This window comes from Vibrio coralliirubri (assembly GCF_024347375.1).
GTDB lineage: Bacteria > Pseudomonadota > Gammaproteobacteria > Enterobacterales > Vibrionaceae > Vibrio > Vibrio coralliirubri.
In genome coordinates, this window is sequence record NZ_AP025471.1 from 1267366 (window position 1) to 1281889 (window position 14524).

General features: G+C 42.9%; 9 protein-coding genes and 2 pseudogenes. 6 read left to right on the forward strand and 5 right to left on the reverse strand.

All coding sequences use genetic code 11. The features are described 5' to 3' along the window. Window positions 1-13: 13 nt before the first annotated feature. Window positions 14-1279, reverse strand: coding sequence for an HD-GYP domain-containing protein (locus OCV20_RS22300; RefSeq protein WP_050644072.1), 1266 nt, complete (start codon window positions 1277-1279; stop codon window positions 14-16). 226 nt (window positions 1280-1505) lie between these two features. Between OCV20_RS22300 and OCV20_RS22305 the strand changes: the two genes are divergently transcribed. Beyond that, the gene (locus OCV20_RS22305) at window positions 1506-2042 is read left to right on the forward strand and encodes a GNAT family N-acetyltransferase (RefSeq protein WP_086775376.1); all 537 of its coding nucleotides are present in this window, start codon (window positions 1506-1508) and stop codon (window positions 2040-2042) included. A gap of 138 nt (window positions 2043-2180) precedes the next feature. On the opposite strand, the gene OCV20_RS22310 is transcribed toward OCV20_RS22305, so the two are convergent. Then, on the reverse strand, window positions 2181-3530 hold the full coding sequence (locus tag OCV20_RS22310; RefSeq protein ID WP_086775375.1) for a sensor histidine kinase: 1350 nt from the start codon (window positions 3528-3530) through the stop codon (window positions 2181-2183). Beyond that, on the reverse strand, window positions 3523-4212 hold the full coding sequence (locus tag OCV20_RS22315; protein ID WP_048608971.1) for a response regulator transcription factor: 690 nt from the start codon (window positions 4210-4212) through the stop codon (window positions 3523-3525). Before OCV20_RS22315 ends, OCV20_RS22310 begins: the two co-directional genes overlap by 8 nt. A 532-nt stretch (window positions 4213-4744) precedes the next feature. Between OCV20_RS22315 and OCV20_RS22320 the strand changes: the two genes are divergently transcribed. From OCV20_RS22320 to OCV20_RS22335, 4 genes and pseudogenes are all read left to right on the forward strand, one after another. Further along, a complete protein-coding gene (locus tag OCV20_RS22320; protein ID WP_048608973.1) occupies window positions 4745-5302 on the forward strand; it encodes a hypothetical protein in 558 nt (185 codons plus the stop codon). A gap of 133 nt (window positions 5303-5435) precedes the next feature. Beyond that, on the forward strand, window positions 5436-7436 hold the full coding sequence (locus OCV20_RS22325; RefSeq protein ID WP_086775374.1) for a putative bifunctional diguanylate cyclase/phosphodiesterase: 2001 nt from the start codon (window positions 5436-5438) through the stop codon (window positions 7434-7436). A 249-nt stretch (window positions 7437-7685) separates the two neighbouring features. Beyond that, entirely contained in the window at window positions 7686-8165 is a 480-nt protein-coding gene (locus OCV20_RS22330; protein WP_048608977.1) for a type II secretion system protein, read from the forward strand. Window positions 8166-9006: 841 nt separating this feature from the next. Then, window positions 9007-9492, forward strand: a pseudogene (locus OCV20_RS22335) (EAL domain-containing protein); the annotation flags it as partial. Window positions 9493-9532: 40 nt separating this feature from the next. Here OCV20_RS22335 and OCV20_RS22340 read toward each other — a convergent pair. After that, window positions 9533-10453 carry an IS5 family transposase gene (locus tag OCV20_RS22340; protein WP_086773621.1) on the reverse strand — a complete coding sequence of 307 codons (921 nt, stop codon included), beginning with the start codon at window positions 10451-10453 and terminating at the stop codon, window positions 9533-9535. Window positions 10454-10525: 72 nt separating this feature from the next. Here OCV20_RS22340 and OCV20_RS22345 point away from each other — a divergent pair. Continuing rightward, window positions 10526-11815: pseudogene (locus tag OCV20_RS22345) on the forward strand (EAL domain-containing protein); the annotation flags it as partial. Window positions 11816-11840: 25 nt separating this feature from the next. Here the strand turns inward: OCV20_RS22345 and OCV20_RS22350 are convergent. After that, on the reverse strand, window positions 11841-14420 hold the full coding sequence (locus OCV20_RS22350) for a bifunctional diguanylate cyclase/phosphodiesterase (RefSeq protein WP_086775776.1): 2580 nt from the start codon (window positions 14418-14420) through the stop codon (window positions 11841-11843). Between the last annotated feature and the right edge of the window lie 104 nt (window positions 14421-14524).

A 14524-nucleotide genomic window follows, 5' to 3' on the forward strand; every position in this document is an offset into this window, starting at 1 on the left:
GGACTCACTTGCACTAAAACGCGTACATTCGTTTATCTGTCGATAATTCAAAGCAATATTGCGCGTGTTTATTAAGGCACTCAAACACTTCTCGATCTAACTTAAAGTTATCAACATAGTCCGTCAAAATAGCGAGTGTTTCTTCTAGTGTCATACCTGCACGATAAGGGCGAGACTGAGTTAGCGCTTGAAACACATCCACCACAGCAACAATTCGACTGGGTTGATCCAACTCTTCCGCCGTTTTGCCCATTGGGTAACCCGAGCCATCTAACCTTTCATGATGATTAGATGCCCACTGACAAACCTGAGGTGAACTGAACAACTCCTGCAGTGCGAATCGAGTGTCCGTTGCATGGCGTTTAATACAGCAATACTCTTCTTCGGTCAGCAAATCCGGCTTATGCAGAATGTCATTAGGTGTTTGCAGTTTGCCGATATCATGAACTAGCCCTGCTAAATAGAGTTTACGCTGAGTGGTGTATGAATAACCCAGCTGTTTGGCGAGGTATTCTGAAAGCTGCCCAACCTTCAAAGAGTGCTTAAAGGTAAACGAACTTTTGGTATCAACGACGTTGGCAATAAATTCGGCAAAGGCCACTGTTTCATCCAACGACATCTGTTGAGAAAAGAATGGCACAGGCTCAAAATTATCCCTCATGTTCTCGATGTAAGGGATTTCCATCGAGAACCAAAAATCATCCAGATCGACCAACTCACACATGTGTTGAACAAGGTTGGTTTCGAACATCTCATCGGCTTGTTCAGTCAAACGTTCAATGATGCTCGCTTTACCATCTGGTGTGAGGTTTCCATAACGATCAGAAGAGGTTATACCGTATAGATAATCGACTCTGTCGGCAAGCATCACGATGGCGGCCAGTTCTTTTTCTAACTCGCTGATATGAATAGCCTTTAGTTCAGACCACGGAGTGTGATGATAAAGCACCGGCTTAGCGAATATAGAAAGAACCGGGCACTCTTTTAAAATTTGATAGCCCTTTTGACAATGGTGATAGCTCGAGTCGGGTACAAACCCAGACGTTAAGCTGAGCTGTTCATCAATTTGCGAGACACCACAATCGTGAATCAAGCCTAACGAAAACGCGAGCTGCGCTTGCTCTTCTTCCCACCCCACACTCAGAGCACATCGATACGCGATGTAGCCCACTCTCTGTCCATGATTTTTACTTTCGAAACCGACGTTATCAAGCGCCTTAGCAATACCGAATAGAGCCTTCCTTAGGTCCACGGTCACGTCCTGGCAATGTTGATTCATTATTTAAGCCTAGCATTTTTATAGTTTTTATATATTTAGGCCGCTAATACTAATGCATAGCTAATGATTATATACACAACTATTGTAAGGTTTAATGAGTTTCGTGATAGAACTAACGTATCACGAAAAATCCGTGCTACAAGTGGTTGCATATTAAAAATCATGCGACATTATAGCCTGCCGACTAAGATTCGCTTAAATAAGCAGCCATAAGAAAAGGAAAGACATGTTTAAAACGGTTATCGACAACGAACTCTCCATCGCATTGGTTGAAGAGAGCTTCGCTTCTCACTACGCGGAAATCTCACAAAGCCAGAATGAGTACCTAAGCCAATGGCTCGTGTGGCCGCCACATTGTAAAACCGAACAAGACTTTAGGATCTTCATCCAACGCTCGCTACACGATTATGCGGAAGGGAAAAGCATGACTTGTGCGATCGTGTATCAAGACAAGGTCGTCGGTAACTGTAGTTTCAATACCATTGACCATGATAAGCGAAAGGTGACCATAGGTTATTGGTTATCTGAGGCCTACCAAGGAAAGGGGATTGTGACTCGCGTTGTCCAGAAGCTGATTGATATTGCTTTCAATGAGTTAGATATGGAAAAGGTCGAGATATCAGCCGCAACCGGTAACCAAAGCAGCCGTAAGGTTTGTGAGCGCTTACATTTCACGTTAGAAGGTATCATCACACGTAACGAAAACTTGAATGGTCGCATCGTTGACCACGCTATTTATGGCCTTCATCGCTCTAAGCTCTAAGCTCTAAGCTCTAAGCTCTAAGCTCTAAGCAGTAGTAACTAAGAAGTCACTAGCTTGTAAATCAGAATATGAAAAAGCCACGGTATTAGTCCGTGGCTTTGTTATTTGACGAGCCTGAACAGCTCTTAAAGCTACAGCTTATGCGATCTTAGGAATCACGATACTGAACTTGGCGCCACCATAGTTGCTGTCGTCGATTTTGATATCCCAAGAAAGCTTTTTAGCCGCCGATAGAGCAATCGCGAGGCCTAATCCCAATCCACCTGTGGTCGACGTTCTGCTTGAGTCTAGTCGAGAGAACGGAAGGAATACCTCATCACGCTTATTTTCGGGTATTCCAGAACCATTGTCTTCAATCACCACCAGCCAGTTTTCTGAGTTTTCATCTAACGTTATCCACACTTTGTCTTTCGTGTAATTCCCCGCATTCTTGAGAACGTTATCGAACACCAAGCGCGCCATTGAACAGTCACATTTAATCTTGCACTCTAGATGTACCTTAGATTCAAAGGTGACATTCTCTAGTTTCGAGTAACGAATTCGGTCTAGGCAATACTCACGAAGATCGGAGGTCACTTTAACGAGCTCAAAGAAAGAGTTATCCATGACATTCAACTTCGACAGCATGATGATTTCTGACGTGAGCTCGTTGATATCCTCAATGTAGGTATCAATGTCATCGAAAAGAACCTGATGATTATCGGGCGCTCCCCTTCTTAATATATCGGTCGCCAGTTGAATACGACTTAGCGGAGTTCGCACTTCGTGTGGGATAGCTTGAGCGAAGATATGACTTTGTTTTACTTTGCTTTCGATCTCTTCAGCCATGAAGTTAAAACTGCTGGCCAAATCAGAAACAGGATGGATGTCGTCCATGTCAGATCGAGTACTAAGCTTGCCCTTACCAAATTGCTTCTGCTTCTCGACGAGCAACTCTATTCTTTCTTGAAAACGCCTCACAGGTAAGTAAACACTTGCTCCAATCGCCACAATCACAGCCAACAACAGCCCTAACAAAAAGTGTCGTTCTGAATCTTCGTACCATTCAATGTCAGGAGAGAAAAAGTCCCCTACCTCACTGAACCCAAAACTAAATTTAGAGTTTGGTAGCTGAAACACGGCCGAATAGAGGTTGTCATCACTTAGATATATCGGCACACCGTTTAAGGTTGTGTATAACTCACATTGTTGGCAAGGCGCCTCGCCCGACCAATTCTCCAACAGGCGTAAATTGAAGATATAAAATTGTTGGTAGCCTGTTCTATCGAGCTCTTTATAGAGTGAGTTTTCTTGATTGTGTTGACGAACATACTGCTCCGCAAAGTAGATGCCATCATTGAGGAAGGTTTCGATCTCGGTGCGTCGCATGTGCCCTTCACCAAGGTTCAAAAACAAAAATATCGTTGCCGACATCCCAGTCACAATCCCAAGGTATAAGCGAGCAAACATCGAAACCGAGCGAAGCTTCGTAGCAATGAACTTACGCAACCAGCATGTACCCCTTGTTGCGAACCGTACGAATCAACTGTTTGTCTTTTGCGTGAATGCGCAGCTTTCGCCGTAACCCAGACACGCGCATATCAATCGAGCGATCATTAAACGCGTAATCAATCCCTCTGAATAGCTGACAACACTGGTCTCGAGTCACGACCTGACAGATGTTATTAACAAGAAGGTTTAAGATTTCAAATTCAGCAGAAGTAAGCTTGAGGTTTTGGCCATAGAGTGTGGCACTTTGAGCAGAGCTGTTGATCACAATATCGCACTGTTTTTCAGCCGTGGTTTCTTGGGTAGTTGTTACGGGAGTGGCTCGACGCAATAACGCTTCAATTCGCGCTAACAAAGCATGGCCACGAATCGGCTTGGCAACGTAATCGTCCGCGCCAAACTTAAATAAGCTGACCTCACTCATTTCATCGGCAGAGGCCGTTAGCACTAAAATCATTCCATTGTAAAACTCACGGGCTTGACGGCAAATCTGCGCGCCGCTCATCCCTGGAAGCATCAAGTCCAACAGGACTAAATCAGGTTCAATACTGCGAATCGCTTCAAGTGCCAAGTTCCCTTCATGAACAACGCTAACATTGTAACCTTCGGCTTCGAGGTAAAGCGTCGTTAAACGAGCTATCTCTTGGTCATCTTCAACAATGAGCACTTTGGTTTTCGACATTCCTATCACCAGTATTTATTAAAAGCGAGGGCAGTATATATACTGGTCATAGATCATCAATGTTGCGATCATAGCCCTACATTTACCGTACGCAAAACATAGTAATCACTTTTGTACATACACGTTTACAAAATAGAGAAGCAACAGCCAGTGCGCCTTGGTTTATCAAGGTTTCCTCCTTCAGAGCACATTATTTGCTGTGTTTTAATCGCCTACCACCCGCTTACATTTGCTTTATTTTCTTACGCGCACTTACATTTGAGGCGTTTACAAAACCCAATCAAATCAACTATCCATGCACCAATGATATAACAGTTAATAATACTGAAAAACCCCAACTTATTGGCTAGAAAATTCAAATAAATAGGCTTGCAAGCAAAGGTAATCGATTACTTAACCCCATACTCAGAGCTTTCCATTCTTCATAGTGAGGTAGATCCTGTTAAGCAATACCTTCTTAAAGTAACATTCATCCAATTAATGAATAGATTCAATATTACGCAATAATCACTTTCACAGGGCCCATTTTGAGATGAATAAAACGCTTTCATTGTTACTGACCACCACCGCTTTAGTTTCAACACCACTCATGGCTGGCACCAATAAACAAGAAATGGTGAATCAGATTCAATCGCAAGTCAGTTCTTGGATAGACATTCAGGTCACGCCACAAAACAGCATTATTCAAAAGATGGTCTTCAACTGTGAGTTCTACAGTGCAACGCCTTACATTAAGTCACCAGACGGAAGCGAGAGCAGTTCTGGCTCATACCGCTTTTACGCACATAACGGTGTATTGGGCTCGATGACAGAACCCTTCACCACTCAACCTCTGCCTGAATTGACGATGTGCCTGAAAGAAGAGTTCGTGGTGACCAACCAAGATGAAGCACAGCTATTATTTGAAGCTATCGAAACGGTCTATCCAAACCACTCTATGTTTGATGAGAACTTTCCTAAAGAGATCATCCAACAACCAAATGGTTGGCACTTCATCGACGGAGAGATTTTTGATGATAAGAAAGGCTATGTCGTCGAAATTACCCCTGAAGGTAAAGTGAACAAAATCATCCGCTCACTGAACCTTTAACACGCTGTTTCTTCTGTGGCACTTTGCTGTGCTTAAGTTCTTTATTGTTCTTAAGCTCTTTCCTGTTCTTTAAAACAGCTTCTTAACAGCGATTAAAGGCCAGAATTCAATTTGATACGCGACGACCGAACATATGATTTCGGTGGTCGCTGTTCGACAAAAATATCAGTTCACCGAGTTCAATATGATGACCAGTTATCAACCCTTCGAGCATCTCCAGTGTCCAATTTGGATATACGACATTGATAATAAAAGAATAACTTGGGCAAACAGCAGCGCCCTGCCTCTGTGGGAGTCTGAATCTCTATTTGAGCTGACATCTCGCGACTTTAGTGTCGAGATGTCAAAAGCAATCGAAGCGACATTGGAAGAGTACCAAAGGCAATTTCTACGCAACGAAAGCATCAAGACATGGTGGAACTTCACTCCCAACTACATTTCGAAGCGTGCATTGTGTCTGTTTTCTGGGATCCCACTGCACGATGGTCGAACGGGTATGTTGGTACAAGTCGTCGCTGAAGAAGGAAGCTTAAGGCACGACCTCGCTTGCTCTGATGGTGCAAACCTCTCCCTTCTGTTTAATAAGTCGGGAAGCGTAGTGAGTGCTAACTCCGAATTTTTTCACAACTACGGCTCACCGTTTAGCACCCTATCCGACTTCGTTTCAAGTGAAGAGACAGCAGCACAATGGCTGTTTACCGTGCGTAAAGGCCGAGAGATATTAGAAGAAGTCAGCTGCGAAATAGATGGCAAGACACACCATTTTGATGTGCAAGGAAAGTGGCTCTTCGATAAAAGCGAACTGCTGTTAAACCTAACCTGTACAACTAAGCAAAAAGAGAAACTGATAAAAGCCAGGTACAACGCTGAACACGACTGTTTAACGGAGCTTTATAATCGCCGTGGGATCACCAAACTTCTAGAAACCAGCATTGCCTATCGCTCACCGTTTGAATTGATGTTTGTCGACCTTGATGGCTTCAAATTAGTTAATGACACTTATGGGCACACTGTCGGAGACCAACTACTCAAACAGGTTGGTGAACGCCTTAAAGAGTTGGTTGATGAGAAATGCATGATCGGGCGATTTGGTGGCGACGAATTCATTGTTATTGCCCACACCTGTCGAAATCAAAATATCCCATTACTCTGCTCTCGTATCATTGATGCATTAAACCGAAGTTTCCATATCAGAGGCATCGGCAGTTTGTCTGTCGGTTGCAGCATAGGTACCGCACATTTCCCTGATAACGCGGTTGACCAAGAAACATTGCTAAAACAAGCAGGTATGGCGATGCATCTTGCTAAAGCGAATGGTCGAAACCGCTTCCAAACGTTTACCCCAGACTTAGCACAAACCCTACATCGCAAAGTGGAGATCCGCCACCGACTGGCACGCGCCATCGAAAACGACGATCTCAACCTTCACTACCAACCGATCATGAACACCAACAGCGACAAGGTAAAAGGGTTTGAAGCCTTGCTTCGATGGTCGGACAAAGAGCTAGGTAACATCGGCCCTGATGAGTTTATTAGCTTAGCGGAGGAGACAGGACAGATTGTGCCGCTCGGGAAATGGGTTCTTAACTCTGCACTCAAACAGCTATCTATATGGCAACGTGAGTTTGATAGTGAATTGATGATGAGTATCAATATTTCGAGTATTCAGATGCACGCCACCTTTGCCGAGCAGCTATTAGCAATGTTGAACTTCTATAATATCCAACCTCAAAGCATCGCCCTTGAGATCACCGAATCTTCCATGATCTTCAAGCATGGTGAAGTCAGACAAGCGTTAAGCGATATTTCTAAATTGGGCGTAGAGCTACACCTTGATGATTTTGGTACAGGCTACTTGTCGATGTTGCATGACTTACCGATTAGCACCGTGAAACTCGATAAAAGCTTCGTCCACGGTTCACACAAAGGGAGCAAAGCGATTGTCCAAGCCACCCATGCTATCTGTGAAAAATTGGGGTTGAAAGTGGTTGCTGAAGGTGTCGAAACCGAAACGCAAAAAGCGTTCTTAATCGATTGTGGATACGAGTATCTTCAGGGATTTTTATTTAGTAAGCCAATTCCCTCAAATGAAGTCGAAAGTCAGTTTTTGAACGGTCGACAAATCCACAATTAAAGACTTATTTATCAATAAATTAAGTAGTTTGAATACTTCGTAAACAATCGGCTGCTGTGGGTGTGCACGCTTACGTATGCTTACATAGCGTTTAACAGTAAGCAAAATGACTAAGCTATTGTTTATAAAGAAATTTCCTTAGAGACTCACACAATAAAACACCAAACCATTATACCCACTAACTGTAATGACTTTGGTATTTAGATTACCCTCATTCCGTCCCTTTAGCAGAGCAAATAATCGGTAACCATGAACAGACAAAACGGCTTCACTCTCTTAGAGCTCATCATCTCTGTATTAATTTTAGCGGTCGTTTCGGCGACAGCTATGGTCAAGTTCTTAGACGTTCAAGGAAGTGCTCGGGCGAGCAAAATACACGATGTGGCTGGTAACCTTCGCACGGGTATCGATATGATCTACGCGAAGTCAGCAATTGCTGGCGTTGAGGATGAGTGCAACTATGTTGAAAAGACGGAGATTGAAACCTACTACGTCTGCCACGGCTATCCAATCGCCTATGTTGATTCGCTAAGAAGACTGCTCAATATCGACGCAACAGAGCTTCATGTTATCAACAAAGAAGTAGACTCTGGCAGCAATGCAGAAAGAGTAGCCGCCATCTCTTTCGACACCGAAAACTACACCTATTCGCCAGAAGGAGACTTTTGCCAGGTGCTTTATCAGCCAGAAAAAGAACCACAAATCGTGGTGCTTGATGGTGCATGTTAAATACTCAACGATTGCACGCTTTCTATAGTTAACACAAAGCCACCGCAACAGATCTTTGAATATCATGTGGTTACGCTAATAGTTGCTCAAAAATAACACTAATTGATCTAACTTGTTGCTGATTACACTTTTAGGCAGTGCTCATGGTATAACACCAACCTCATTTATATCTTATTTTCATCACTAGCCGATGGATATTTACATGGGTACACGTTTGATACATATGTCAATAATAATCCTATTAAAATCCTTTAATCAACGCCTCATGATAAACATCATACTTTCCCTATTTTAAATATCCCACCTTAAAGCTTCATCATTTAAAATATGTAACAGAATAAATCAAAGTCAATTATTCAACAAATATAATCAATTCTATCATTGACCAATTTAATTTAATTTAATTACCAAACCAATAAGAAAATTAAATTATATTAATATCACATAAATTGACATAATTTAATTTTATCCTGAAAAATTCTGATAAATCTGACATATCGATAAGCTGAATGAATACCACCAGAAGCTACGTTAGAAACCTCTAAATCCAGTCGCTAAACCTACCGCGTAGAAGCTGTGAAATGGATAAATACCAAAACAAATGGATAAATCCCCTTTACCCCTTGTAAATCATTGGCTTTCATTTATAAATTCAACTTTTGGGTGAACATCTCCATAACCTTTCATTAAAGCCCAAATTCTGCGATTAGTATCAACATCTTGAGAGAAAATGGTGACATTTTGGTTATATTATTTAGATCGAACTCTTGTGTTGAATGAAAATCCCAGCCATCACATATCCATCACACAAATATAATAACTATCGCTTAGGAGTTGAGCTATGCACTGTTCTTTCAATATAAATAACAATAATGAGAGCTTGCAACTAATCTACAATCAAGAAAAAATATACATAAAAAGAAACAGTAATAAGATATCAGAGGAAACTCTTAATAGTAAAGAGAGTTTTGTTTTCAAATACCTTATTGAACACTCGTCAATATCAAACCCTCAATCTGCACGAGATGTTGAAGAATCTTTTAAATTACATTTTGACGAAGAGTTTAGCTTATACGCGTTAAAAAACATTATTGCTTCTATAAGAAAGAAATATCGAAGCTTATGCAAAAAAGCGAAGGTTGATAATAATAGCGAACTTATCTCTAACCTTTATAAGGTAGGTTACTTTATCGATCTCGATAAAAGCTCAACCAACCGTATCGCACCAAAGTACGACATCAACCAGTTCAAGCCCAGCCAGATCGAGATGCTGAAACTGATGTTCAACACCTATCATCGAGAGCTGATCAAGGGGCTTTGTTGCGTAATTAAATTTAGAGATAGAGCCAACCCGTTTCGCTTGTTTCTTAGTCAATACGACAAGTTTCAGGCATACCTAACCCAGTAAGCTTGTTCAACGCTTTTATCATCGCGTAAGTTTCACCCACCTGGGCATTGTAATTTCTTAAGCTCAGTTTCCCTCCTAGCAACTGTTTAACTCGATACATCGCTGTTTCTGAGAGTGAACGTTTGTGGTATCCATACCGCTCTTTCCAATACTTATTTGAGTCGTATAATTTCTGGCAACCCACGGCGAAATTTCGAGGGTGACCACGCTCCCAGAAGGCAGCCCCTTCTCTTGGGGGAATAAGCGCAATAGCTCCCTTAATCTTAATAGCAGCGTGACACGCTCTCGTGTCGTAAGCGCCATCACCAGACACCTCAAGGATACTTCGGCGTGTTTGTTTCAGTAAGTTCGGGAGTACTTCTCCATCTGTAACCGTCGATAAACTTAGCTCGGCGGCAATGATCTCATGAGTGTTGGTATCGACTGCAATATGCAGCTTTCGCCAGACTCTACGCTTGCCATCCGTCCCATGTTTTTTGACTTTCCATTCACCTTCGCCATAAACCTTAAGGCCAGTAGCATCAATGGCTAGGTGCTGTATCGCTCCTCTCGTTTTAGTCTTAAATGAAACCTCAACTTGCTTGGCTCTACGACTGATGCAGGTGTAATGCGGACAACTTAACGGTACATGGGCTAACCTAAATATCGAGTCGATAAATCCTTGCAGCGCTCTCAATGGCATAGAAAAAACTCGTTTGACCATGAGTGCTGTCGTGATAGCTAAATCACTGAACCGACGCGGCCTACCGCGCTTATTCTGTTTGCTTTGCGCCCATCCGCTTATTGCTTCTTCATCAATCCAAAAAGTCAGAGAACCACGGTTAATGAGTGATCGGTTGTATTGCTTCCAGTTGGTTGTTTTATAACGAGGCTTAGGCATAGGACTACGAGATAGAGTGGAGGTAGCTGATCAGATCGTAGGTTCTTGATTTAGTTCCATTGAATTACGCAACAAAGCCTGATCAAGGCTCTGATAGCCGTGTTCACCATCTCTTCCTTTTTCCTATTCGTTGTCTACTTTTTCCAAATCCTTTATACGACGAAGATTGCGAATGAATACAGTGAGAACACCAAACATATAGCAGCAGAACTCATGGACTACGGTTGCGATAGCCACGGGGCTGTGCACTCGCTAAGGCACTCGCTCAACCTTGATTCTGTCGTCATGACCACACCTTATGGCTCATGCTATATCTCTAAAACACGCTCTAAGATGATAGAGCTCGATCAGGTAGACGACTTCTACGATAGCGCTGATTTTGCCTATTCACGCTTCATAGATACCGAACACGACATCGAGATGATTGTTCGAATATCTAAACGCTCTATCGAAGCTCGATACAAGAACTCACTATTGCCTCTGTTAGTCGATTCTATCTCCATCCAGAAGAATGGTTACTACATCCTAAACCTTGGCGAAGAAAGTAAATCTATCTATCAAACATCCCTGCCAACCGGTGCGACCATCACCTTCTACAGTGACGACATTGTTGCGCTGTGGATTGCGCTTTCTCTGATACTCGCCACCCTGCTTTATCGCTCCTATATTCTGGGCTTTGTGATCTACCTGTTTCGTTGGAAACACATCTCCTTTGAAGAAGAGCCGATCATCAACACCGAAGATAACAGCGTTCTCTACTACGAGTTATTATCTCGTGTGCGTAACGTCGGTGTCTTAAGCTTCATCAACACCATGAGACGCACCAATTTACTCACCTTTCATACCATCTTGCTCATCGAGACAGTCAGAAAAGCGAAGTTAAACAACAGCCATGAGATCTATGGTGTCAACGTGTGCCCGAGCGCTTTGGTAGGGTCGAACTTCGCAAGGCTCAGAGAGCATTTAGCCGCGATGGAAGCGAATGAGTTTGTCGTCGAGATTACTGAATATTCGAATATTGGCTATGGATGTGAGGTTATCGATAACATTAAGGATATCAAAAAGCTTGGTATCACCATCGCTCTAGATGACTTCGGTACGGGCAATAACAACATCGAAATCATCAATGTCATCTCTCCTACCTATCTAAAACTGGATCGCTGCTTTGTTAAAGATATCGAGTCAGGAGAGCACCATCAGGGTGTATTGCTTAATATCTCGGAGATTGGACGCCTATCAAATATCACAATGATTTATGAAGGTGTCGAGACGCGTAGGCAGCAATATATCTTGTGTCAGTTAGGCTATAACTTACATCAAGGTTACCTGTATAGCAGGCCTCAAAGTACAACCGACGCATAGCCTAGCCAATATCACATCCTGTGGTTCAAGCAACTGCGTGCTCTGCTGAGTCAAGTGGATGTGGTGTAGGGCGAATGGTCGCTCTCACACAAGCTTCTGGCTCCACTGGAAAGTAGGCGTCAATCAACCCTTGGGCAGAAAGCGGCTTATCAAAGTAATAACCTTGTAGTAAATCACAATGGTATTGCTGTAACTTCGCCATCTGTTCTGGGGTTTCTACCCCTTCAGCCACAACCTTCATCTGGCAAGATGCACCAATATCAATAATGGCTTTCACCAAGGTTTCACTGTGTTGGCTGGAATTCAGTTTGCCAATGAAAGAGCGGTCTATCTTTATCTCGGTGATCGGCAAAGTATTTAGGTAATTCAGTGATGAAAAGCCTGTACCAAAGTCATCGAGTGAGATGCCAAATCCATATTCTCTTAGCCTTTTCAATATTGGCTCGACAATATGCAGGTCTTTGATGAGGATGTTTTCGGTCAGTTCTAACGTCACTCGGCAAGGGTCGATGCCGACTTCTTCAATGAGGCGGATGACTTTATCGTCGAACCCTAGCTCAAACACTTGTTTAGGTGACACGTTCACGGAAACACAGACCGCCTCAGGACCGTTTGGCATCAAACGTAAGGTATCTTCACACGCTTTCCTTAATACAAACTCACCAATCTCATGAATCTTGCCGATTCGCTCTGCTGCGGGAATAAAATCCAACGGAGACACAAAGCCAAGCAAGCTATTATGCCAACGACATAGCGCTTCAACGCCTTTTAGCTGCTCGGTATGGGAATCCACTTGAGGTTGGTAAAGCACACTGAACTCGCCCTTCTCTAATGCAGTTTTGAGCTGTTCTTCGACTGAAAATCCGTACTTCACTTTCTGATTGATCACATCGTCATAGAAAATCGCATCGCCTTTATTCAGCTCCTTGGCCTTGTACAACACAATATCGGCTTTGGTTAGCAGTTCCTCTACCTCTGTTCCATCATAGGGATACATCGACACGCCAGCCGAGCATTGTGTCGAGACCGAAGCACCATGAATATTAAATAAGGGTTTGAAGACATCTTGGATTTGTTGGACTTTCTGCTCCGCTTCCACAAGGTCGTGAATACCCGGTAGGCAGAAGACGAACTCATCGCCTCCGAAACGTGAAACAATATCGTTAGCCCCTAAAATTCGCTCAAATCGCAAACCTATCTGTTTAAGGAGTTCATCTCCACTCGCATGGCCATATTGGTCATTGATGCGTTTAAAGTTATCTAAGTCAACGAACACCAACGCCACCAATTTGCCTTCCAATTTCGAATGAGCGATAGCTCGACTCACTTGCAGTTCAAGCTCAGAGCGATTAGGGAGTGCGGTCAGTGAGTCGTGTCTTGCCATATGTTGTAGACGGCGACGGCTATTTTGGATTCGATTGAAGTCGTCAGAAATCCTCTGCTCCATTTGATCAAAGCGCAGTGATACCCTTCGACTAACCAGAGCGCTGATAAAAATACAGAGTAAGGTCGCCAGCACACTTAATATAAGAATCAGTCCAAACTCATTACGTGAGTCCAAGAGTAGCTGGTTTTTTCTGTGTTCAATGGAAGCATTAATATTGTTCAAGTACACGCCTGTACCCACTATCCAATCCCAATCTCCGACCTTTTTTACGTAGCTACTCTTAGGTCCAATGAAACCTTGTTTATCAACGGTGATGTAGTCAACAAACCCACCCGACTCAGCCTGTGCTAACACGTCTTGCTTGAAGTTGTTTCCAAGGTCGTCGTAAACATTAAGATCTTGCCCGGTATGAATTTGGTGGGCGTGAAGTAGGCTGTCACCATTCTGTTCAAAAACGAACAAGTATCCATTATCACCGACCGTTACCTTCGACAATATCTCAAGAATTCTTTGGTAACTGACTCGTTTAACATCATCGAGAGAAATGCCAGTACCGAAATACCAATCAAAGGGTTCGAACCGACGAATGTAGCTGAGTTTTTCGAAGTGCGTATTGTCGATGTGTGGCTTTTCAAAATCTTGTCCATCAAAGCCAGGGCGAGGCACAAAATAGCGGGAATAAGCCCCATTATTCTGTTTAAGAAGCGCTATTTGTTGTTTGATGACCGCCACACCACGGCTATCAGTCGTTTCAAGTTGATTGGTATTTTCTAACTCAGGAGCGCGAGGATGAACCAGCACTGTGCCCTGCATATCGTAGGCGTAAATATAGTCTTTTTTGTCCGCGTAGCTCAGCTTTCTGATCTCGTTAAGAATGAGTAATTTAAGCTCTTCTTCCGGCAGGTGTTGATTCGAGGAGTAGATATTCTGTGCGGCGGTATAGGCTCTATCTAACCGACGAGTAATACGCTTTTTCACCTCGATTTCGACAAGACGTTGAGTGTGCTTTATCTGTTGCGACACTTGCAGAACTTGCGTCTCAATAGAGTCCTTTTGGGCGGAGATGTAGTCTGTTCTGATGAGGTCTACCAATGCCTTGACCTTCTGGTCTACGCTCGTAAACATCGCCACGTTCAAGACGATTGCAGAAAAGATGATGATGGTGATCGGCAAATACTTAGTAAACCAGACCAACTTTTTATCATTAATGTGCAACATACAAACTCAACACTACAGAACAGTATTCCATATAATCTCATTATTTTACTGAACATCCAACCATAAAAGTTAACATTCAGATAATTTATAGAAAAAGCTTGTCT